This window comes from Bacillus sp. B2-WWTP-C-10-Post-4 (genome assembly GCF_009183805.1).
In the GTDB taxonomy this organism is placed as follows: Bacteria; Bacillota; Bacilli; order Bacillales; family Bacillaceae_G; genus Bacillus_A; species Bacillus_A cereus.
The window spans coordinates 1-23388 of record NZ_WEII01000030.1 but is presented as its reverse complement, the minus strand read 5'-3'; the positions used below and the strand labels follow the sequence as shown (position 1 = coordinate 23388).

Below are 23388 nucleotides of genomic sequence, written 5' to 3'. Positions count from 1 at the left end.
TTTTCACCCTTCCGCTTTTAATTCTAATAGTAAATCTCTTAGTTCAGCTGCACGCTCGAAGTCTAACGCTTTTGCTGCTTCTTTCATCTCTGCTTCCATCTTCGCAATTGTCTTTTCACGCTCTTTTTTCGTCATTTTCTTAGCAGGAGTTGCTTCGTATGTTTCTGTCTCTTCAGCAGCTGTCGTTGCACGGATAACATCACGAACGCCTTTTTGAATCGTTTTCGGCGTAATACCATGCTCTTCATTGTAAGCTTCTTGTATACTACGACGACGCTTCGTTTCTTCAATCGCAATTCCCATAGATTTCGTTATACGATCTGCATACATAATAACGCGGCCGTTTTCATTACGCGCGGCACGACCGATTGTTTGAATTAATGAACGTTCTGAACGCAAGAACCCTTCCTTATCAGCATCTAAAATAGCTACAAGTGATACTTCCGGAATATCTAATCCTTCTCGTAATAAGTTAATGCCGACAAGTACATCAAATTTACCGAGGCGAAGATCACGGATAATTTCAATACGTTCTAACGTTTTAATTTCAGAGTGAAGATAGTTAACTTTAATTCCTACATCTTTTAAGTAATCCGTTAAATCCTCTGACATTTTCTTCGTTAAAGTCGTAATTAATACACGTTCATTTTTTGCAATGCGATCTTGAATCTCTCCTAATAAATCGTCAATTTGCCCTTCAATTGGTCGTATATCAATTGGCGGATCTAAAAGTCCTGTTGGACGAATAATTTGTTCTATTACTTCTGGTGACTGCTCTAACTCGTACGGTCCTGGCGTTGCTGAAACATAAATAACTTGATTTGTTTTCTCTTCAAACTCATCAAACATAAGCGGTCTATTATCTAGAGCCGATGGCAGACGGAATCCATGATCCACAAGCACTTGTTTACGTGCTTGGTCACCGTTATACATCGCTCTTACTTGCGGTACTGATACGTGCGACTCATCCATAACGATTAAGAAATCTTTCGGGAAATAGTCTAATAACGTATACGGCGTTGCCCCCGCTGGACGAAGTGTTAAATGACGGGAGTAGTTTTCAATACCTGAACAAAAGCCCATCTCGCGCATCATTTCTAAATCATAACGTGTACGTTGCTCTATACGCTGCGCTTCTAACAACTTACCGTTATCATTTAACTCCTTTAAACGCTCTTCTAATTCTTTTTCGATATTTTCAATAGCGACCTTCATTTTCTCTTCACGTGTAACGAAGTGAGATGCTGGGAAGATTGCTACATGATCACGTTCTGCTAATACTTCACCTGTTAACGCATTTACTTCACGAATACGATCGATTTCATCACCGAAAAATTCAATTCGAATACAATGCTCATCAAGTGATGCCGGGAAGATTTCAACTACATCTCCGCGTACACGGAATGTACCACGCTTGAAATCAATATCATTACGTCCATACTGTACATCAACAAGTTCACGAAGCAATTGATTGCGGTCTTTTTCCATACCAACTCGAAGCGAAACAACTAGCTCGCGGTATTCTTCTGGAGAACCTAAGCCATATATACACGAAACACTCGCAACGATAATTACATCGTCCCGTTCAAATAATGCAGACGTTGCCGAGTGACGCAATTTATCAATTTCATCATTAATCTGCGCATCTTTTTCAATAAACGTATCTGTTTGCGGCACATACGCTTCTGGCTGATAATAATCGTAGTAACTAACAAAATATTCAACTGCATTATTCGGGAAAAAGTCTTTCAACTCACTATACAACTGCCCTGCTAACGTTTTATTATGAGCCATAACAAGTGTTGGCTTTTGCACTTCTTTAATGACATTTGAAATCGTAAATGTCTTACCCGTTCCTGTCGCTCCAAGCAACACTTGCTTTTTCTTTCCACTATTAATTCCCTCTACAAGCTTCTCTATAGCTACCGGCTGATCACCTTGCGGGGAATACGCTGAGACAATTTCAAATTGACGTTCCAAGAAAATCCGACCTCCTCATAAAAATCTGTATTATTATTTTACCACGAACACCTATAAAAAACCTAAAAAAACGAACAGATATTCGGTAAAGTTTTCGACAATATACACATAAAAAAAGGAAGGAGTAAATACCTCCTTCCTCTACTAGTTCTATTTTTTAGGTACATATACTAAGTCATATCCATTGCGCCCAGCTTCATTCATACAATCTATTAGCCGATAAGTACTTTCTGATTCGCGCTGCTCTTTAATAATACTTTTACAACTATCTTTATATAACCCTTTATCCTTCCCAGCAAATTTGTCTTTTCTATTATCTGACACATAAAATATATCGTTCCCACTATACTCTAACGTTTGAAAAATCGGGTCCCCTTCAAGGGTATACTGTACAATTCTTATTTTATCAACTTCCCTTTGCTCGACATTCAAAACGAACTTTTCAAATTTATCTAGATTGAGAATTCCTGCTTCCTTTACAATGACATCATTCTTCTTATCAATTGTAGTGCTAGATGGTGAACATGCTACTAAACTAAAGAGAAATAGACTTATAAAACTGGTTCTTTTTCCTATTGTCATCCCCTCCTATAAAAATTATTTGTATACCAGAAAAGCTACTTTCAACTATGAAAGTAGCTTTTCTTTTCCTTTCTCCTTCTTCGGAAAAATCACATATGAAAATGAAATCGCTGTATCAACTAAAAATATAATTGCCCACACTTGACTCACGCGACTTGCAGCTTTATTTAAAACGATTCCCGATTCTAACCAATTACCCCATTGTTCAAATGGAATAAATCCATACGCGAAGAAAAAGAATATGTGCACACCAACGAATAAAACAAGATGTAATACCCAATTTTTTATTTCCTGCTTTGCATAGGCCATACCTGTTAATTCTACCTGTTCTTCAATAATAGGCGCCGGTTCATTACGCCATTTCGCAACTGATTTTTGTACAAATATATCAAGCTTCTTTAAATCCTTTTTCCCGTAGAAAACTGCATACAATAAAATAATTACCGTAATGATTTGAAAGTTAGAGAACTTTCCTGTTTGATAATAGTCCACTACCCCTAAAGTTAAAATAAATACTTCATTTATGAGTAGTACAATCCCCATAATAAAGCTTGCCTTCTTCAAACGGAATCCGTAACGGAGTAAAAAGAAACCGATAGCTGATAACCAAAATACAATTTCTGCCCCAATTAAAAAATACCAACGATATTCTGCAAGTATACTCATTTATCCTTCTCCTTTTCATCATATATACGAAAAGCTTCATCCATATATAATAAAAGTTCTTCTTCAATTGGATACATGCTCATTTTCTGTGAATCTTCCTTCGATTTTCTAACTTCCCATAACTTATCTAAAAATGCTTCATCACCATTGGCCATTTCTAAACACTTCTGCATTAATCTCTTCGTTGCCCGTTGTACCTCATCATTTGCAGTTTCTTTACAATCTTTCATAAAAGTGCGAAATTGCTTTAATAAATCTACCCACTCTAAAACATTCGGATTTTCTTCACTCATATTTGGCAAATTATGAAGCAATTTTTGTTCTTCCTTTGAAAATACATCATTTTGAAATATTTCACGTATACGAGAAGACTGTTTCGAAAGCTGAATAAGTTCAAACATAACTTTCCAATCGAGCTCTCCCTCCACATCTACCGAATAAACAACCGCTTGTAAAACGCGCTCCATTCGATTGAATTTCTTTTGTTCTTCCTGTACAAATCGAAGTTGTTTTTCAAGCGAATCCTTTAAGTTAAGCTCACCTTTTACTAACATATTCGCAGACTCTTTTAATGAAAATCCCATTTCCTTTAAAAATAAAATTTGTTGCAAACGAATAACGTCATTTTCACTATATAACCGATGTCCACCCTCTGTTTTTCCGCTCGGCTTTAATAAATCTATTTGATCATAATAACGTAGTGTACGTACTGTAACCCCTGTTTCTTTCGTCAATTCTTGTATTGAAATCACTACCATCACCTCTTCCCTCTCATTATAAAAGATGACGTTACGTAACTTTCAAGCGTTTTGTTAAAAAAATACAAAAAGCTGTTTATACTCTTCGTATAAACAGCTTTTACGGAAGTAATCCTTTTTGTACAGCGCGCCCACAAAATAAAATAAGTGCTCCAACGACAACACTCGTTGCTGTTTTATGATAATGAGCTGACACTAATAAATAATATGATAAACCTACAGTGCCAAGCATAATACAAATACTCGGTACTGGATTACGAGAGAAGTTCTGCATTCCCCAAAACAAAGCAAAAATAGCCGTAGCGACACATAATACCGGTAATCCCATCCCAGTTCCCCTTTTTCTATCTATTATTCTTTGTTGCTAACACGCTCGTTGATGCGATACTAATTAATAAATCAAAACCAATCCTTATATATTTAAACGTTTACTCTAATTGAAATCTCTCAAGCTTATCATTTATTTTCTTTCTCCTTACTCCAGCGTAAATATTTCCTCCACCTTCACTCCAAAATACTTGGCGATTTTTAAAGATAACTCTAGACTCGGATTGTAATGATGGTTTTCAATCGCCACTATCGTCTGCCGCGTCACTTGCATCGCCTTTGCCATTTCAACTTGCGTTATATGATTTTGCTTTCTTAACTCTTTTATTTTATTTTTCACACCCATAGGCTCCACCTTCAAAAGTAAAGATATCTTTACTTAAATTATAAATATTTTCCAGTTATAAGTAAAGATATCTTTACAAATTTTAGAAAAATATTTCATTAAACATCTACTCTAACGAAGTACAAGAGTAATTCAATTTATATCAGCGATTTTTTAAATATATCAGCGCAACTTAAATTATATCGGCGATTTCCCAAATATATCAGCGCAACTCCATTTATATCGGCGATTTTTTAAATATATCGACTTACCGACAAATATCGACATCCGTAGCGCTACTATAATCATAAGAAAAAGCTGTCCCCAAATACCTTCGGGAACAGCTTTCTCCTCTACTACATAAATCCTAGCGCATATACAAGAACGTATCCAAGAACCGATAAGCAAACCGAGCCAATCAGCCCCGCCACGAACGCTTTGCTTCCTAACTTACGGAACGTTTTAAACTCTACATTTAAACCAAGTCCTGCCATCGCCATTGCGATTAGCATATAAGCAATGACAACAATGTATCCCGCAACAACTTCTGGAATAATCCCGAGCGAATGCACTGCACTCATCGCTAAAAATCCGAAAATGAACCACGGAATCGGAAGATCACGCCACGATCTTTTTTCCTTGCTTCCTTCACTCTTTCCAAACCATAATCCAATTAAAATTGCTACTGGTACGAGCATTGCAACGCGCGTTAACTTCACGATAACTGCGATGTCTACAGCTGTACTTCCTCCTGGCGCCGCAGCTGCGATAACATGAGCAATTTCATGCAGCGTGGCCCCTGAGAATACACCGTAACCATATGGAGATAGGCCAAGCACTGGATATAATAACGTATAAATAAGCGTAAATATCGTACCTAAAATAGCAATAATTGCAGCCCCAACTGCCGTTTCATCATCTTTTGCTTTCACTTGCGGCGCAATTGCCACGACCGCTGCCGCCCCGCAAATTGCTGTACCACATGCTGTTAAAATCCCAAGTTTCTTTTCTACCTTAAATACTTTCGTTAGTCCATATACAACGAAAATCGTAAATGTAATAACAACCGCTGCGATGACCAATACTTTCGGCCCTGCCTTCGCAATATCAACAAGATTTAATCGCATTCCAAGTAAGATGATTCCAAAGCGCAGCAACTTCTTACTCGCAAAGTTCGTCCCTGCAATCGCATCTTGAGGGACTCCAATTGCAGCGCGCCAAACCATCCCAATTAGAATAGCAATTACTAATTGTCCCATAATATTTAAAAATGGAAGCTCTGCTAAATATTTCGCGGCAATTGCGATTAATAATGTAATCCCAATTCCTTGCGAAAATCCAAAACGCTTCTTCTTTTGTATAACAAGTGTTTGTTCCATTTTGAACCACTCCAATAATCGTATTGGAACATGCATGTTCTTTCTACTTACATTATAAGAGAGTTTCTATAATAAGTTTAATACCAATACCAAATATCTATCATTAGAAATACTTATGATAAGATGATAGAAAAAGAAAGGAGCCCATTATATGAACGTAGACATTTTAAAAATTTTTGTTACTGTCGTTGAACAGAAACACTTCTCCCGTGCAGCAGAATTATTAAACCTTTCACAGCCTGGAGTAAGTATGCATATACGCAACTTAGAAAACGAATTTGGCACTACACTTATTCAACGCTCCCCGAAGCACGTCCAAGTTACTGAAGCTGGAAACATATTATATATACATGCAAAGCAAATGCTCTCTCTTTACGAAGATGCGAAACAAGAAATTAATGAACTACATAACGTTGTAACAGGAACACTTCGCATTGGTGCTAGTTTTACAATTGGCGAATACTTACTTCCAAAAATACTGGCTAACTATGCGAATGAAAATCCACACGTCGAAGTTCATACTTTCATCTCAAATACAGAAGACGTTTTGCAAAGCCTTCGCTCTAATCAAATTGATATCGGCCTAGTGGAAGGACAAGTCGTATACGCCGACGTAGATGTTGAAACATTTATGCAAGATGAAATGAAGCTCGTCGTCCCGCCAAATCATCCATTACTCCGCACAAATGAAATAAATGAAAGTACACTCCAAGATCAAGTATGGGTATTAAGAGAAAGTGGTTCTGGTACACGCGCTTATAGTGACCGCTTTATTCATCAACACCATTTAAAAATGAAACGATTCTTTACATTCAGTAGTATCCAAAGCGTAAAGGAAGCTGTTAGTGCTGGGCTTGGCATCGCTATCCTTTCTGATTGGACTGTACGGAAAGAGCTACTAGCAAAAGAACTATTCCACGTCGAAGTTCCAAATGAACAACTAATCCGTCCGTTCTCCATCGTGCGCGGTAAATATTTCATTCCATCTAAAGCCATTCAAGTGTTCTTAAATCATGTAGATTCTTTTGCGAAAAAACAGAGTTGACCTTCACATTAGTGTGAAGGTTTACAATACATGTAAAAGGAGTGAAATACATTGCGAATTGGAGAATTATCAAAAGAAACTGGCGTTAGTGAAAGATCACTAAGACATTACGAAGAAAAGGGCTTACTCCCTTCTAAGCGCCTTGCAAATGGTTACCGTGATTTTGATGAAAGTGCCATCGAAAAAGTGGAGCTTATTCAAATGTACTTACAAATTGGCTTAAATTTAGAAGAGACGGCAAGGATGCTGCGCTGCCTTGAAATTGAACCGCACCTGTACGACAATCCGTGCAGCAGTATCCTTACGCTTTACGAAGATAAACTCAATGAAGTAACAAAGCAAATCTCATTGCTTTCCAACATCCAAACGAATTTGCAAAAACACGTTTCACTCCTAAAACATGCAAAAGAAAAGGGATGATTACATGTTTGTTATACATGGCAGTTCAAGACAAAACGGAAATACAGAAGCTTTAACACATATGATGATAGAGGACATTGAAACAGAACAAATTTATTTGCGTGATCATACCGTCTATCCTATTACAGACCAACGTCATGATGCAGAAGGATTCCAACCTGTAAATGATGACTATAAGCAGTTAACCAACCGCATGCTAGAGCACGACACGATTATCTTTGCTACACCATTATATTGGTACGGAATGAGTGGACATATGAAAAATTTTGTTGATCGCTGGTCACAAAGCTTGCGCGATACATCTCTTCATTTCAAAGAAAAAATGAAAGGCAAAAAAATGTATGTTGTCATCGTTGGCGGGGACAACCCAAAGGTAAAAGCATTACCGCTTATTGCTCAATTCCAATATATCTTTGATTTTGTTGGCTCTTCATTTGAAGGTTATGTTATTGGGAATGCGAATGGACTGGATGAAATTAAAAACGATGCTGAGGCGCTGGCAAAAGCACAATTGTATAATGATACATTCAAAAATAGCGAACAGAAATAAGTTTGACAAACCCTTTTGTATGCGCATACAATAAAAGTAATATTATGAAAGGAAGGTACTTTGACCAATGAAGTTCTAATTCTCTTATTTATTTCATCCATCACAAATAGTGAACAAAAATGATGAAAACTAGCAGGGGATTAGTCTGTCCATTTGTCGATACTTTCTTTCGAAACGATCATGTAAAAAATCGTTTATTTATGTACGATTTTTTACATACAAGGGCGACGTTTATCCTCTCTAGTGAAACTAGGGAGGTTTTTTTATGACTATTTTATTCGCAAGTAATATTGAAAAGAGCTTTGGTGATCGCACACTATTTACATTACCATCACTGGAAATTCAAGCACAGGATCGCATAGGAATTGTCGGAGTCAACGGAGCTGGTAAATCTACGTTATTACAAATATTAAGTAAAGAAATAGAAGCTGACAGAGGCATAGTAACTCATCATAGTTCTATCAGCATCATTCCTCAGCTTAGCGAAGAACTACCGGAAACTGCTTCTTCTCTTGCAAAAGGAAAATGGAGTATTTCAAACGTTACCGACGCAATGAGCGGCGGTGAACGAATGCGGCTAAAGATCGCCCATGCTCTCGAACAAAATGCAGGCATTTTATTCGCTGATGAACCAACAAGCCACTTAGATATGGTCGGTACAGAGCAATTAGAAAAGGCACTTTCATCTTATAAAGGAGCACTTGTTTTAATATCGCATGATCGTGAATTTCTAGATAATATATGTACCAAAATTATTGAAATTGAAGACGGTACTATTCAAGAGTACAAAGGGAATTATTCAAACTATCGAAAACAAAAAGAACGTGAACGAATACAAAAACAAGCAGAATATGAGCAATATGTACAAGAAAAAAATCGTTTAGAACAGTCCATTCTACAAAGAAAGCAACGTGCTTCTAACATGACAAAAATCCCAACGCGGTTCAGTTCATCTGAATCTAGACTTTATAGGTTAAGTGGGGCTCATGGCCAAGAACAGGTTAGCAAAGCAGCGAAGGCATTAGAGACACGTCTCGAAAAACTAGAAAAGAAGGAAAAGCCAAAGGATCTTTCTCAAGCTCAATTTGACGTGCAATACCATACTCCCATTCATAGTAAGGTGGCAGTACAATTCAATAAAGCAACAAAGAAAATAGGCGACCGCACACTATTTAAAAATATGAATGGAACTATTGCCCCTGGTGCAAAGCTTGCCGTTTTAGGGGCAAATGGAAGCGGAAAAACCACTTTGTTCAACATGCTTCTCACAAACGAGCGTGGCATGCAGCTATCGAAAAGTTGTAAAATTGGATACTTCGAACAAACATTATCTATTTTAAAAACAGATAAAACCATTTTAGAAAATGTTCTAGAAGAAACAAACTATACAGAAGCATTCGTTCGCACAATACTTGCACGACTTCTATTCCGCCGTGAGGATGTTCATAAACCTGTGCACGTTCTAAGCGGGGGTGAACGAATGAAGGTTGCACTGGCAAAAGTATTTTTAGGAAACTATAATATGCTTCTGCTAGATGAACCGACAAACTATTTAGACTTAGCAACGCAAGAAGAATTAGAAACCATGTTACAAGAATATCCTGGCACAATACTTTTCATTAGCCATGACCGTGCCTTTATTCGCTCTGTTGCAGACCATATTCTACAAGTAGATGAGAGTGAACCAAGAATCTTCCACGGTAATTACGAGCAATACACAAAAAGAACCACCGGAGCTTCTGTAAACGTTACTGAGCAAGAATTGTTACGATTACAAACAAAATTAACAGAAGTCATCGACCGGATTTCCATTCCAAATCATCACGATGACATCACATCTCTCGAACAAGAATACGCAAAATTATTAACTCAAATTCAAAAATGTAAAGAAGCGCTCTAATGTCTTCCCTATATATCGACGGGGCCTTCCACATTTCCCAAGAAATATTGAAACTTCGACATACAAAGTAAAAAGCCGTGCATCAGCACGGCTTTTTACTTTATATGCGGACAGCAGTCCCGCTCACCGCAACCATTAACATACCTTCGCGAACTACTTCGTAATCCACGTCGATACCAACAATTGCATTTGCATTTTTTTGTCTTGCGAAAGTTTTCATCTCTTCCATTGCGATGTCGCGTGCTTCTTTTAATTTACTTTCATAAGCGCCAGCACGACCACCGACAACGTCACGAACAGAAGCGAAAAGGTCACGAACGATATTCGCACCCATAATCGCTTCTCCATTGACGATATCGATATACTCAATAATTTCTTTTCCTTGAATTGTAGACGTTGTTGTTACAATCATACTTTATAGCCTCCCATATGAGATTTTTACCTACTTATGGTGCACTAATTCAGTACAAATTATATTTACGAACTAAACTGAGCTTCGTATAACCTACTGTATCCTCCGCCTTGCTCAATTAATTCATTATGTGAACCTTGTTCTGCAATGCCATCTTTATTTACAACGACGATGCGATCTGCATTTTTAATCGTTGCAAGTCTGTGAGCGATAACTAGCGTTGTGCGACCGACAGCTAATTCAGCAAGCGATTTTTGAATCGCAAGTTCTGTCTCTGTATCTAGTGCAGAAGTTGCTTCATCCAATATTAAAATTGGCGGGTTTTTCAAGAACATACGAGCAATAGCTAGACGCTGCTTTTGTCCACCTGAAAGTTTCACGCCGCGCTCACCGATAACAGTATCTAAACCTTCCGGCTGTGAGTAAATTAAATCTTCTAACTGCGCACGTTTTACCGCCTGCCAAATTTCAGGCTCTGATGCCTTTAAATTTCCGTAAGCGATATTTTCACGAATTGTTCCTGAAAATAAGAACACGTCTTGCTGCACGATTCCAATTTGCTTACGAAGTGAAGATAATGTCATATCTTTCGTATCAATCCCATCAATTTGAATTGATCCAGATGATTGCTCATAAAAACGTGGTAATAGGCTACATAACGTCGTTTTCCCAGCTCCTGATGGTCCAACGAACGCAACCGTTTCACCTGCATGTATTTTCAAACTAATGTCATTTAAAATTGGTTCTTTATTTTCATATCCGAACGTAATGTTGTTATATTGAATATCACCATGTACATGTTTAACTTCCATTGCATCTTTAGAGTCTACAATGTCAGGCTCTGTTTCAAGAAGCTCTACATATCTTTTAAAACCGGCGATTCCCTTCGGATAGCTTTCGATTACCGCGTTAATTTTTTCAATTGGGCGGAAGAAAATATTCGTTAATAGAACGAATCCGATAAATCCACCGTACGTTAATTCTCCTTGCAGAACAAACCATGTACCGCATATTAAGACGAAGAGCGTTACGAGCCGCATGAGCATATAACTAATCGATGAATTTAACGCCATAATTTTATACGCCATTAATTTCGTTGTACGGAAACGAGCGTTGTTGACAGCAAATTGCTCTTTCTCAAACTTTTCATTTCCGAATGCTTGTACAACACGAATTCCCCCAACATTGTTCTCAATGCATGCATTAAAATCAGCAACGTCTGAGAATAAACGTCTAAATGTACCTGTCATTTTTTTATTAAAGTAAAGTGCTAACCATAATAGGAATGGAATGACGAAGAACGTTAATAACGCTAACTTCCAGTTGATCATCATCATAAATGAGAATGCCCCAACTAAAGTCATTACGGCGATAAATAGATCTTCTGGTCCATGGTGAGCAATTTCCCCAATTTCCATTAAATCGTTTGTAAGGCGTGAAATTAAATGACCAGTTTTATTATTATCAAAAAATCTGAATGATAGCTTTTGAATATGATCAAATAATTTCTGCCTCATATCTGTTTCAATGTTAACACCAAGCATATGTCCCCAATATGTAACGACATATTGTAAGCCTGCATTTAACATATAAACTGCGAGTAAACCGAAACAAGCCCATAAAATAAGCGTCCAGTTTTGCCCTGGCAATAACTTATCAATAAATTGATTTACGATAAGCGGGAAGCCGAGTTCTAATAATCCTGCGACAACCGCACAAGAAAAGTCGAGTATAAATAAACCTTTATACGGTTTATAGTACGAGAAAAATTTACGCAGCATATCTTACCTCCATTTTCCAAAATTAAAAAGACTCCCTAAATGATAACCATTATCAAATAATTATTCAAGTTATCCGTCTATGAAACTGAAAATAAGCTTTGCGATAGTTGTCGTTTTTTGCTGGAAAGTCGATATATTCGAATAATCGCCGATATATTTCGAGTTGCGCTGATATATTTGCAAAATCGCCGATATATTTCAAGTTGCGCTGATATATTCGGATAATCGCCGATATAAATTTCATTTACTAACTACTCTCCCCACCCCCAAAAACAAAAAAGGTACCACCACAAGGTGATACCTTTCCTTCTATTACATCGCTTCCGAATCCCACTCGTGCTCCTGCTCAACGAATACAATACCTAATTCGTGATGTCCACCAGCATATAATGCAGTTTGTGCAAGACGAAGCTCACCATTTGTATCTAATACTTCTAATTTACAAAATGCTCCTGTCGTCTTCGTTTGAAGCGCATCATAAAATTCCTCGGCGCTTTTTGGAATGACTCCATTTACTTTCGTAATAATTTCTCCAGGCAGTAATTTTAGCTCTGCTCCAATTGTATTTGGAATTGTATCTAGTACAACGAGCCCATCATTGCGTGCAGCAAAATATGCTGGTCTTGTTTCATCGGCAATTTTCTCTTGCATCGAGATTGTGAAACGCCCAAGCATTGCGACTCCCATCGCGATAATTGCAAGTACGTGCCACCAATAACTTGCGATTCCTAAAACGAGCACAAGTCCTGCTAATCCATAAACACGTCTTCCTGTAAATAATAAAGCTTCCGTCGGCTCATAACTTTTAATCTTTCTCATAAATCCAATTAAAAATGGAACGAGGAATAGAGAATATGTATTTGAACCGATTGAAACGACAGGCCACCATGAAATAAACTGCGTTACCGCATCACCCGGTACAAGAATAAAAATAGGAACGATCCATAAACGCTTTGATTCGTGTAAACCAATCTTTAATCCACGCTTCCCCTTCCTAATCCTCGGCGTCGAATATCCTACTGCGTTTTTAGAAATCAATAAGCCTTCTACAATAAGCATAACGCCTAGTAAAATAACAAGGGATACAATGGTACTCTCTTCACCTTCTCGAAGCTGTAAAAAGGAAACTGGTAGCTTAGAAGATAATAGAACACATACAATCGCAATGCTAAATGTATAAGCCGCCGATAAATATCGATACATAGCCGTTAATCCAAATAGTAACGTCCAAATTAAAATGGCCCATAAGCTTGCTTTAGAAACAACAAGTCCAAGCCCAATCGTAACAATAGATACTACTAATCCGTATCCAATCCCTGCAAATAGAGAGGTTCGCAGTTCAAACCAAATATCATAAACTTTAAAAGAAAAATCTTTTCGTTCTCTTAACATACGTAAGTATCCAACGAAGATACTACTTATTACAAATATATAGACAGCAGGGTGTAAGAAAAAACGTCCAGCTGCCCGCATTATTTCAAAAATCCACGCCTCCATGAACTCATTCACCACCATTTATATCATTCTTTCTTTTTATATTATCATAACTAAACAAACGTTTGTTTAACACAAAAAAATACAGGCAGCAAACTGCCTGTATTTCTTCTTATTTTGCCATTAATTTTAATGCTGACTGTAATTGTAGATCATTTTCTCCAGAACGAATTTTTTCGATAATTTTAGTTTGAATCGCTTCAGCTGTCTTTTTATCAAGCTGTCCTGTCGCTTCCATCTCATTTGCATTTTGGAATGCTTTCAGCGCCGATTCTGTCTCTTTACTAAAGTATCCATCTTCACGACCTGGTACGTACCCTAAGCTCTTAAGCATTTCTTGAGCATGTTTTACTTGTACATCATTTGAATTGTATGAAAGTGTTTTTTCAATTTGAATTGGTGTCGCATGATAATAATTTGGTTGCTTCACTTCTACTGTTGGTGCGATTCCTTTTTTATGAATCCAGTTCCCATCCGGTGTTAACCATTTAAACATTGTTAATTTAATGTTGCTGCCGTCTTTAAATGGAACAGCTTGCTGGACAGTACCTTTACCAAATGTCTTTTCACCAATTAAATCGTATCCTTCTCCTTCTTTTAGCGCACCCGCTAAAATCTCTGAAGCAGAAGCACTTCCATTATCAATTAATACTGAAATTGGATATGGTTTTCTCTCTTTCAGTTCCGTAGAGAATTTCTTCTTCTCACCATTTCGCTGCTCTACTTGTAGCATCGGCTTTTTATTCGTCATAATTTCCCCTAGTATATCTTCTACACTATTTAAATAGCCACCAGGATTACCACGTACGTCAATAACTAAGCCTTTTATATTTTTCTTCTCTAACTCTTTTAACTGATCCTTAAATTCTTTCGCTGTATTTTCAGCAAAAGAAGTGATTTGCATATAACCGATATCTTTTCCACTCTCTTGCTTCACAGAACTAAATACTGTAAAGATTGGAATCTTTTCACGCTTAATTTTAAATACGATCGGATCAGTTACTCCCGCACGTTTAATTTCAATTGCGACAGTCGTTCCCTTTTTACCACGAATTTTTAATACTGCTTCTTCACGTGATAAGTCTTTCACACTGTTTCCATCTACAGATAAAATTTGGTCATTCGGTTTAATTCCTATCTTTTCTGCTGGTGAACCTTTAATTGGCGATACGATAATAAGCTTACCGTCCGTCTTGTTCACCTCAGCCCCAATCCCCTCTAATTCGGGATCAAGCGATTCACTAAACTGTTTGGCTGTTTCTTTATCCATATACGTGGAATAAGGGTCCTTCAGCGTAGACAACATACCTTGTATTGCACCTTCAACTAACTTTTCATCTTTCACGTCTTCCACATAACGTGAATCAATTAGTGCATACGCCTCATTAATTTTTGCCAAATTCCCTTGCGCAGTGCTAGCATTCCCACTCGAAATTGTTTGCGTTACTTCTGATGGGTTAACCCCAAATACAGACATGCCTGCAAACATTCCGCCAGCACCAATTAAAAATGCAATAACCATTCCAATAATTGCAACTCTACGTTTCAATGCGGAATTCCCCTTTCCAAAACACACAGGTGGTGTAGCAAAAGGCATCACACAGTGTGTGATGCCTTTACCTATTTCTACTATATGATAAGCTTGTACGAATTATGTTTGCAACTTTTTATACTTTTAAGAAGCGACGAATTGACATTACACTTCCCCACATACCGATTAAAGCACCGATTAACACTAGTAAACCAGCTAATTGGAATACGAACGGACTGTATGGTAGAAGCTCGAAAATTGTTCCGCCAAGTTTTTCATTAAACACACCTTGCAACGATTTATACGTAATTAGAATTAGGCCAATTGGAATAATTGATCCTAATACTCCTAAGAATAATCCCTCTAGCAAGAATGGCCAACGAATAAACCAGTTTGTTGCACCAACAAGTTTCATAATTTCAATTTCTGTACTACGAGCATAAATTGTAATTTTAATTGTATTAGAGATTAAGAACATCGCTGTGAATAAAAGACCAGCAATTAATGCAATCCCAATGTTACGACCAGTTTTTACAGTATCAAATAATCGTTCAACTTGCCCTTTTCCGTACTGAACATTACTAACAAACTGCATTTTTTCAACCTTCTTCGCGATTGTCGCTGTATCGGTTGGTTCTTTTGCTTTTACAACGAATACGTTTTTAAGTGGGTTATCTTGTTCAAATAACTCAAACGTTTTTCCACTATCACCTAAGCTTTTAATTAAACGTTTTAACTCTTCTTCTTTAGAAGAATATTTAATAGAATCTACTTTTGCAATCTTACTCATATCTTCTTCTAATTTCTTTTGATCCGCTTCTTTTGCAGCTGGATCAATGTGTACACGAATCTCTACATCTTGCTCTACTTTCGTCGCAAAATGGTTCATATTCATAATCGCTGTTAAAAAGACACCTACAAGTAATAATGTAACTGTTACTGCACTAACAGAAGCAAATGTCATCCATCCGTTACGTGATAGATTCTTTACACCTTCTCGCAAATGTCGACTAAGGGTCTTAGCCTTCATATCCGTATCCTCCCTCAATCTCATCTCGAACAATTTTTCCGCCTTCAATCGCGATTACACGATGACGGATTGTATTTACGATATCTGCATTATGCGTCGCCATAACGATCGTTGTGCCGCGCTCATTAATGCGAGTAAAAATATTCATAATATCAAGAGCTGTTTCAATATCTAAGTTACCTGTTGGCTCATCGGCAATTACAACCTTTGGTCTATTTACAATTGCTCTTGCAATAGCCACACGTTGTTGCTCCCCACCTGAAAGCTCACTTGGAAGTGCGTCTGCGCGATCTTCAAGGCCTACAAGACCTAGCACTTCTGTTACACGCTCACGAATTGCATCCGGTTCTTCTTCAATTACTTCTAAAGCAAACGAAACATTCTCATATACCGTTAATTTAGGTAGCAATTTAAAATCTTGGAAAATTACGCCTAATTGACGACGAAAATACGGAACGTCTCTTTCTGCCAATGTTTCGATAGTAAGTCCATTTACATTAATAGATCCTGTAGATGGTTTCTCTTCACGATACATCATTTTAATAAATGTAGATTTCCCGGCTCCACTCGGTCCAACTACGTATACGAATTCACCTTGTTTAATGTTAACTGTAAGACCAGCAATGGCTTTCATACCATTCGGGTACTCCTTATAAACATTCGTCATTTTTATCATTATTTATCACCCAATACTTAATGATTTTTTTCGAAATACTTTTCTGTACATCTGAAAATAAAAGACATCCTTCATTTTCATTTAGTCATCCTTGTTGAAGGTAGTTTACTTATGCTTTCTCATAAGCAATACCACTCTATGTAATATATTTCAGCAAAATTCTACAAACCCCATTGTAACATCAAACGGTTTCCAATTTGGATACATTTTTGTTACAGTTATGTTACATACCAGAAAAAAGGAAAACGAGCTGACTATATTATCAACTCGCCCATTTCACCTTTTTATTTATGTTCAGCTAACCATTCAGATACTTTTTTCGCATCTTCACCTTGAATAAGTCCTGGTGACATTGAACCACGGCCTTTTTTAATAATCTCTTCAATATCTGCAGCGTCGTACTTACCGCCTACTTTTCTTAAATCAGGTCCAGTTGCCCCTGATAAATCTGTTGCGTGACATCCCGCACAACTTCTTTGGAAAATTTGTTCTGCGCTGTCTGTGCTTGCAGACTGTTTCGAAGACTTACTCTCTTCTTTATTTCCGCATGCTCCTAAAGCAAAAACAACCGATGTCCCTAGCGCAATAGCCAACAATTTCTTTTTCACTTCTATCGCTCCCCATTGTTGATATTCTTTTTATTCCTAACACACTCATTTTCATTATAAGCATTATCTTTATATAGAAAAACTAAGGTGTATTTCATATTCCTCAAAAATACAGTGAGAACCTTGATAAAATAAAGCTTTCATAAGTTGTTTCAATTCTGTGAACAACTTAAAAAACTTCTATAAAGTATCCTTTTTAAAAGAAAAATTAGAAAAGTTCTATATAAATCTTTACCCTATTACCGCTCTATTTTACTATTCTCTACTTTTTACAAAACAATATACAGCATTGTAATCTACATATAATCCCATCAAAAAGAGAAGTTGTCGTTTCCAACTTCTCTTCCTCTTTACTTCATCTATAAAAATAGAATCAAATTCTTTATATCCTCTATTGTCCTCAGCATGCGCCAACAATTTCGTTGGCTTTTTTTACGCTTATTAGATACGAGAACGTAAGTAAGCATCAATAAATGGATCAATCTCTCCATCCATAACAGCTTGTACGTTACCAACCTCCGTATTTGTACGATGGTCTTTTACAAGAGAATACGGGTGGAATACGTAAGAACGGATTTGGCTACCCCATCCGATTTCTTTTTGCTCTCCGCGAATTTCATCTAATTCTGCTTGTTGCTCTTCTAGTTTCTTTTGATATAATTTCGCTTTTAACATCTTCATCGCATGCTCACGGTTTTTAATTTGAGAACGCTCCGACTGACACGTTACAACTGTATTTGTCGGTGTATGTGTAATACGAACTGCTGAATCTGTCGTATTTACGTGCTGCCCACCCGCTCCACTTGCGCGGTACGTATCAATTTTTAAATCTTCTGTACGTACTTCGATTTCAACTTCATCATTGAACTCTGGTACAACTTCACAAGATACGAACGATGTATGACGGCGCCCTGAAGAATCGAATGGTGAAATACGTACAAGACGATGTACACCTTTCTCTGCTTTTAAGTAACCGTAAGCGTTATGACCTTTAATTAATAAAGTTACACTCTTAATACCAGCTTCATCACCTGGTAAATAATCAACCGTTTCTACTTTGAATCCGCGTTTTTCAGCCCAGCGTGTGTACATACGTAATAACATAGAACCCCAGTCTTGTGACTCAGTTCCACCTGCACCTGGATGTAATTCTAAAATCGCATTATTTTTATCATAAGGATCACTTAATAGTAACTGAAGCTCATACTCATTCATTTCTTGAATTAAGCCTTTTACTTCTGATTCTAATTCCTCATGTAAATCTTCATCATACTCTTCTTTTAAAAGCTCATGCGTGATTTCTAAATTTTCGAACGTCTCATCTAACTGACGGAACTTTCCAACCATATCTTTTAACGCATTCGCTTCATTAATTACAGCTTGCGCGCCTTGTTGGTCATCCCAAAATCCTGCGCCCATCATTTTTTCTTCTAATTCTGCAATTTGTTTCTCCTTAGTAGGGAGGTCAAAGAGACCCCCTAAAAGCCGCTAATCGCTTAGCCATTTTCTCTAATTCCTGTCTAATTTCTACTAATTCCATTTCCTTCACCTCTATGTAATTGCTGTTACTTTCGTATGAAAACAAGGGAAACTCTCTCCACTTATTACGGAGAGAGTTTAATCCTTCTTAATTATACATTTTTGATATAAAAGTTTGCAAAACAGCCAAAGCTACCGTCCTATATTACTGAACGATACCACAGCAGTTTTTATATTTTTTACCGCTACCACATTTACATAAATCGTTGCGGCCCACTTGGTCACCTTTTACAACTGGCTTTTTCTTTGCTTCTTCGCCATCGCTAGAAGGATGAACAGCTTCACCTTGAACAACTTCTTGACGTTCTAAGTTTTGTTCAATTTCAGCTTTCATAATGTAACGAGAAATTTCCTCTTCAATAGAGGCAACCATTGACTCGAACATCGCGAATCCTTCCATTTGGTACTCACGAAGTGGATCGATTTGACCGTAAGCACGTAAATGAATACCTTCACGAAGGTGATCCATCGCATCAATATGCTCTGTCCATTTCGTATCTACAACGCGGAATACAACAACCTTCTCAAACTCACGCATTTGCTCTTCTGGCATAAGCTTTTCCTTTTCATTGTATCGCTCTATTAATTTCGCGATAATCGGTTCGCTCATTTCCTCAGGAGCAAGGCGACGTAATTCTTCTTCTTTTACATCTCCGTCTTGAAGAAGGTTTGTATTTAAGTAGTCAACAAGACCTTTAATGTTCCAATCTTCTTCAATTTCCTCTTGTGTATGAAGGGCAACAGCACGTTCTACTGTAGATTTCATCATACCTTCAATAATGCCGCGTAAGTTGTCAGACTCCATTACCTCTTGACGCTGTTTGTAAATAACTTCACGTTGTTGACGAAGTACATCATCATATTGCAGTAACTGCTTACGTGCATCATAGTTATTTCCTTCAACACGTTTTTGTGCAGATTCTACCGCACGAGAAACCATTTTACTTTCAATCGGCTGAGAATCATCCATACCAAGGCGGTCCATCATTGCTTTCATATTATCTGAACCAAATCGGCGCATTAATTCATCTTCCATCGATAAGTAGAACTGCGTAACACCAGGGTCCCCTTGACGACCAGCACGACCACGTAACTGATTATCAATACGACGACTTTCGTGACGCTCTGTACCAATAACTGCTAAACCAACGTTTTTCACATCGTCTCCAAGCTTAATATCTGTACCACGACCTGCCATGTTCGTCGCGATTGTTACAGCACCTTTCATACCAGCCTCTGCAATGATATCTGCTTCACGAGCATGGTTTTTCGCATTTAAGATGTTATGACGTACACCTTTACGCGTTAACATTTTTGAAATAAGCTCTGAAGTTTCAATTGCAACTGTACCTACAAGAACAGGTTGTCCTTTTTTATGACGATTTACAATATCTTCAACAACAGCATTGAACTTACCTTCCATTGATTTAAAGATTAAATCGGCACGATCATCACGAATAATCGGTTTGTTGGTCGGAATTACAATAACGTTCATATTGTAAATGTTACGGAATTCCTCTTCCTCTGTTTTCGCTGTACCAGTCATACCAGATAATTTTTCATACATACGGAAGTAGTTCTGGAATGTAATTGTTGCAAGCGTCATGCTTTCATTTTGAATTTCTACACCTTCTTTTGCTTCAATCGCTTGGTGTAATCCTTCGCTATAACGACGACCTTTCATAAGACGACCAGTGAATTGGTCTACAATTACGATTTCGCCTTCTTGTACAACATAATCTGTATCACGGTGCATAACAACGTGTGCACGAAGTCCCTGATTAATATGGTGAAGAAGTGCTACATGTTTTAAATCGAATAAGTTTTCAATATGGAAAGCTTTCTCCGCTTTCGTAATACCATCTTCTGTTAGCATTACATTTTTCGTTTTCACATCAAATGAATAATCTTTTTCATTTTCTAACGTACGAACAAATGCATTTGCAAACATGTATAGCTCTGTTGATTTTTGAGCTTGTCCTGAAATAATAAGCGGCGTACGTGCTTCATCGACTAAAATAGAATCGACTTCATCGATAATAGCAAAGTGAAGTGGACGTTGAACGCACTGCTCTTTATATAAAACCATGTTATCACGTAAGTAATCGAATCCAAGCTCATTATTTGTGCTATACGTAATATCAGCAGCATAAGCTTCTTGTTTCTCTTCGCGTGACATACTATTTAAGTTAATTCCTACCGTTAAGCCAAGGAACTCATGAAGTTGTCCCATTTCGCTCGCATCACGTTGTGCTAAGTATTCATTGACTGTAACAACATGAACACCTTTTCCTGTTAAAGCATTTAAATATACAGGTAATGTAGATGTTAACGTTTTACCTTCACCCGTTTTCATCTCAGAAATATTGCCTTCATGTAAGGCAATACCACCCATTAACTGTACGCCATATGGACGCATTCCAAGAACACGAGTTGCCGCTTCGCGAACAACTGCAAAAGCTTCAGGTAGTAGATCATCTACTGTTTCACCTTTTGTTAGACGTTCTTTAAATTCAAGCGTCTTTCCTTTTAATTGTTCATCAGTTAGTGGCTTAATAGATGACTCTAATGCATCAATTTGCTCAACTGTCTTTTGCATACGTTTAATTTGGCGTTGATTTACATCAAACACCTTTTTTAAAATACCGATCATAGGAAATACGCTCCTCTTTTTATTAAAATAAAACTTCCGATTGTTTTCTTTTTCTCTATTACAATCAGTCGTTATAAAAATCAAATGTATGTTATGCCAATTTTTCTCCTAATTAAAAAAACTAAAATGTATATACCTAATGATAATTGTAACACTTGTCTCATAACTATGACAACAATCGGCAAGATGTCGGGCCTTATATTCAGAAAAAGTTTTTATTTCATTTGTTACGTTCCTTTTCTCTGTCTCGCTATTTCAATTTCACGTTACAAATTTCGTATTAAATCTAAGTCATATTCTTTCAAGTTTCCTTTTAAAGAATATGACTACCAGAAATTCCTTAATAAAATCTAAATCGACAATTACAAAAAGCCGGAAACTTTGCAGGTGCAGCATCCATAGATACTTACACCTACAAAAAAACTCCGACTTTAAAAGATATTGTTATGTTGCAAGATCTACAAACACCATTAAAATATAGCTGTATCAATCATAAATTTTATTAATTTATCGGTATTTCTAATTCATGATATTTCCCTTTCTTATCTTTTATACAAGAAATGAATTTCACTTTAGTTGATTCATTTGAAAAGTTTTTATAATTTTTATAAGGGTCATCTCCTATAAAATAATTTGTCCCTATATACCCTCGTACTGTTTTACCAGCAGGTATTACAGGATCAAACTGATATTTTTTAGGTAATTCCATTGAATAAGGGATTAAATTATAAAACTCACCTATTTTAGAATAAAACATTGTATCGGAAATAGACTTATTACTAAGCAAGTTAATATCTCGATTTGTTGTATTTGTAATATCTAAAGGTAAAACATACGTCACTACTTCACGGTCTTCATAGGGATCATAAACTTTTGTAGGATCAAGAGGATTGAGTGCATGAAACGTAACTCCTTGCCCATCTTCAAAAGTTCTATTAGATAAAAACTCATCTTTTACCACTTTATAAGATTCATTATTAAGATTTAATGTTTTAAATCTTAATAAACTAGCAAATATACATAGCAACAGACACAATCCAATACTTATTAAGATATGTTTTCTCGTCACTCTTAATCTACCAACTTTCCATTATTAACATGTACAATACGATCTACCATTTCATTATCTAAAACATGCACATCATGACTGGCTACAACAATAGTCGTTCCCTTGGCTTTTTCTACTTTCAAAATATCTAAAACATCTTTTATCCCATCACTATCTAAAGCATTAGTTGGCTCGTCTAATAACAGTAATTTTGGTTGTTCCATTAAAGCTTGCGCTATCCCTAAACGTTGTTTCATACCTAAAGAGTATCTTTTATACTTTCTCTTATCTGTTTTATCAAGTCCAACCCTTTGAATAATATTATAAATCTCCTCATCGGAGATTTTATTGTTAATCGATGATAAAAATTTCAAATTCTGAAAACCAGTATACCCTGGAATAAAACTTGGATATTCAATCAATATTCCCATAGAATCAGGAAATTGCTTTTGTTTTCCAATTATTTCATTATCTATATAAACAACTCCAGAATTCAAGCGCATTAACCCTGATATAGCGCGTAAAATCATCGTTTTACCAGAGCCATTATGCCCCTTCAAAACTAAAAATTCGCCTTTTTTTACTGACAAACTAATATTATCTAACACAATATTTCCTTTTAATCTTTTCGTCATACATTCACATTTAATATAATTGTCCATAAATTATTCACCTATCACATCT

The 23388-nt window shown here is 36.8% G+C and carries 22 protein-coding genes and 1 pseudogene; 5 read left to right on the top strand and 18 right to left on the bottom strand.

Translation table 11 applies throughout. The features are described from left to right. Window positions 1–3 precede the first annotated feature (3 nt). From uvrB to GBN78_RS14075, 7 genes are all read right to left on the bottom strand, one after another. The gene (uvrB, locus tag GBN78_RS14105; RefSeq protein WP_000441054.1) at window positions 4–1980 is read right to left on the bottom strand and encodes an excinuclease ABC subunit B; all 1977 of its coding nucleotides are present in this window, start codon (window positions 1978–1980) and stop codon (window positions 4–6) included. A gap of 150 nt (window positions 1981–2130) precedes the next feature. After that, window positions 2131–2562, bottom strand: a complete 432-nt coding sequence (locus GBN78_RS14100) for a DUF4362 domain-containing protein (RefSeq protein ID WP_000151999.1) — start codon at window positions 2560–2562, stop codon at window positions 2131–2133. A 45-nt stretch (window positions 2563–2607) separates the two neighbouring features. Further along, window positions 2608–3228, bottom strand: a complete 621-nt coding sequence (locus tag GBN78_RS14095; protein ID WP_000025194.1) for a hypothetical protein — start codon at window positions 3226–3228, stop codon at window positions 2608–2610. After that, window positions 3225–3986, bottom strand: coding sequence for a MerR family transcriptional regulator (locus GBN78_RS14090; RefSeq protein ID WP_070184463.1), 762 nt, complete (start codon window positions 3984–3986; stop codon window positions 3225–3227). Before GBN78_RS14090 ends, GBN78_RS14095 begins: the two co-directional genes overlap by 4 nt. A gap of 100 nt (window positions 3987–4086) precedes the next feature. Further along, the gene (locus GBN78_RS14085) at window positions 4087–4314 is read right to left on the bottom strand and encodes a hypothetical protein (protein WP_000524125.1); all 228 of its coding nucleotides are present in this window, start codon (window positions 4312–4314) and stop codon (window positions 4087–4089) included. A 147-nt stretch (window positions 4315–4461) separates the two neighbouring features. Next, entirely contained in the window at window positions 4462–4659 is a 198-nt protein-coding gene (locus GBN78_RS14080; protein WP_000538364.1) for a helix-turn-helix transcriptional regulator, read from the bottom strand. A gap of 335 nt (window positions 4660–4994) precedes the next feature. Continuing rightward, window positions 4995–6017 (bottom strand): YeiH family protein, encoded by a 1023-nt coding sequence (locus tag GBN78_RS14075; RefSeq protein ID WP_000438439.1) that lies wholly within the window; start codon window positions 6015–6017, stop codon window positions 4995–4997. A 151-nt stretch (window positions 6018–6168) separates the two neighbouring features. Here GBN78_RS14075 and GBN78_RS14070 point away from each other — a divergent pair, with 151 nt between their 5' ends. The 4 genes from GBN78_RS14070 (at window position 6169) to abc-f (ending at window position 9932) form a co-directional block, all read left to right on the top strand. Next, complete coding sequence (locus GBN78_RS14070) at window positions 6169–7062, top strand: LysR family transcriptional regulator (RefSeq protein ID WP_001099987.1); 894 nt, start codon at window positions 6169–6171, stop codon at window positions 7060–7062. 51 nt (window positions 7063–7113) lie between these two features. Beyond that, the gene (locus GBN78_RS14065) at window positions 7114–7482 is read left to right on the top strand and encodes a MerR family transcriptional regulator (protein ID WP_001219199.1); all 369 of its coding nucleotides are present in this window, start codon (window positions 7114–7116) and stop codon (window positions 7480–7482) included. A 4-nt stretch (window positions 7483–7486) separates the two neighbouring features. Beyond that, window positions 7487–8032, top strand: a complete 546-nt coding sequence (locus tag GBN78_RS14060) for a flavodoxin family protein (RefSeq protein ID WP_030029315.1) — start codon at window positions 7487–7489, stop codon at window positions 8030–8032. 265 nt (window positions 8033–8297) lie between these two features. Beyond that, window positions 8298–9932 (top strand): ribosomal protection-like ABC-F family protein, encoded by a 1635-nt coding sequence (gene abc-f, locus GBN78_RS14055; RefSeq protein ID WP_152127481.1) that lies wholly within the window; start codon window positions 8298–8300, stop codon window positions 9930–9932. A gap of 100 nt (window positions 9933–10032) precedes the next feature. Here abc-f and GBN78_RS14050 read toward each other — a convergent pair whose 3' ends face one another. The 9 genes from GBN78_RS14050 to secA all read right to left on the bottom strand — a co-directional run bounded on the left by GBN78_RS14050 (window position 10033) and on the right by secA (window position 21656). After that, a complete protein-coding gene (locus GBN78_RS14050) occupies window positions 10033–10344 on the bottom strand; it encodes a heavy metal-binding domain-containing protein (RefSeq protein WP_000637523.1) in 312 nt (103 codons plus the stop codon). Between the two features lie 65 nt (window positions 10345–10409). After that, on the bottom strand, window positions 10410–12125 hold the full coding sequence (locus tag GBN78_RS14045) for an ABC transporter ATP-binding protein (protein WP_000944624.1): 1716 nt from the start codon (window positions 12123–12125) through the stop codon (window positions 10410–10412). 312 nt (window positions 12126–12437) lie between these two features. After that, window positions 12438–13622 carry a PDZ domain-containing protein gene (locus GBN78_RS14040; RefSeq protein WP_152127480.1) on the bottom strand — a complete coding sequence of 395 codons (1185 nt, stop codon included), beginning with the start codon at window positions 13620–13622 and terminating at the stop codon, window positions 12438–12440. Window positions 13623–13731: 109 nt separating this feature from the next. After that, window positions 13732–15168, bottom strand: coding sequence for a S41 family peptidase (locus GBN78_RS14035; protein WP_076774598.1), 1437 nt, complete (start codon window positions 15166–15168; stop codon window positions 13732–13734). Window positions 15169–15286: 118 nt separating this feature from the next. Continuing rightward, window positions 15287–16180, bottom strand: coding sequence for a permease-like cell division protein FtsX (gene ftsX / locus GBN78_RS14030; protein WP_070184464.1), 894 nt, complete (start codon window positions 16178–16180; stop codon window positions 15287–15289). After that, on the bottom strand, window positions 16170–16856 hold the full coding sequence (ftsE, locus tag GBN78_RS14025) for a cell division ATP-binding protein FtsE (RefSeq protein ID WP_000594321.1): 687 nt from the start codon (window positions 16854–16856) through the stop codon (window positions 16170–16172). The genes ftsX and ftsE overlap by 11 nt, the downstream gene beginning before the upstream one ends. A 284-nt stretch (window positions 16857–17140) precedes the next feature. Next, complete coding sequence (gene cccB, locus GBN78_RS14015; RefSeq protein ID WP_000727971.1) at window positions 17141–17464, bottom strand: cytochrome c551; 324 nt, start codon at window positions 17462–17464, stop codon at window positions 17141–17143. Between the two features lie 441 nt (window positions 17465–17905). Further along, window positions 17906–19004 (bottom strand): peptide chain release factor 2 gene (prfB, locus tag GBN78_RS14010; RefSeq protein WP_096001716.1). Its coding sequence is split into 2 segments (ribosomal slippage): window positions 17906–18931 and window positions 18933–19004, totalling 1098 coding nucleotides; the frame shifts between segments, so codons are not numbered across the junction. Between the two features lie 144 nt (window positions 19005–19148). Further along, a complete protein-coding gene (gene secA / locus GBN78_RS14005; RefSeq protein ID WP_000579387.1) occupies window positions 19149–21656 on the bottom strand; it encodes a preprotein translocase subunit SecA in 2508 nt (835 codons plus the stop codon). Window positions 21657–22012: 356 nt separating this feature from the next. Between secA and GBN78_RS31165 the strand changes: the two are divergent. Next, a pseudogene (locus tag GBN78_RS31165) lies at window positions 22013–22162 on the top strand (tyrosine-type recombinase/integrase); the annotation flags it as partial. Here the strand turns inward: GBN78_RS31165 and GBN78_RS14000 are convergent. Both GBN78_RS14000 and GBN78_RS13995 read right to left on the bottom strand, forming a co-directional pair. After that, entirely contained in the window at window positions 22159–22686 is a 528-nt protein-coding gene (locus tag GBN78_RS14000) for a hypothetical protein (protein ID WP_033668381.1), read from the bottom strand. The pseudogene GBN78_RS31165 and the gene GBN78_RS14000 overlap by 4 nt on opposite strands. A 41-nt stretch (window positions 22687–22727) precedes the next feature. Next, complete coding sequence (locus tag GBN78_RS13995; protein WP_000371027.1) at window positions 22728–23366, bottom strand: ATP-binding cassette domain-containing protein; 639 nt, start codon at window positions 23364–23366, stop codon at window positions 22728–22730. Between the last annotated feature and the right edge of the window lie 22 nt (window positions 23367–23388).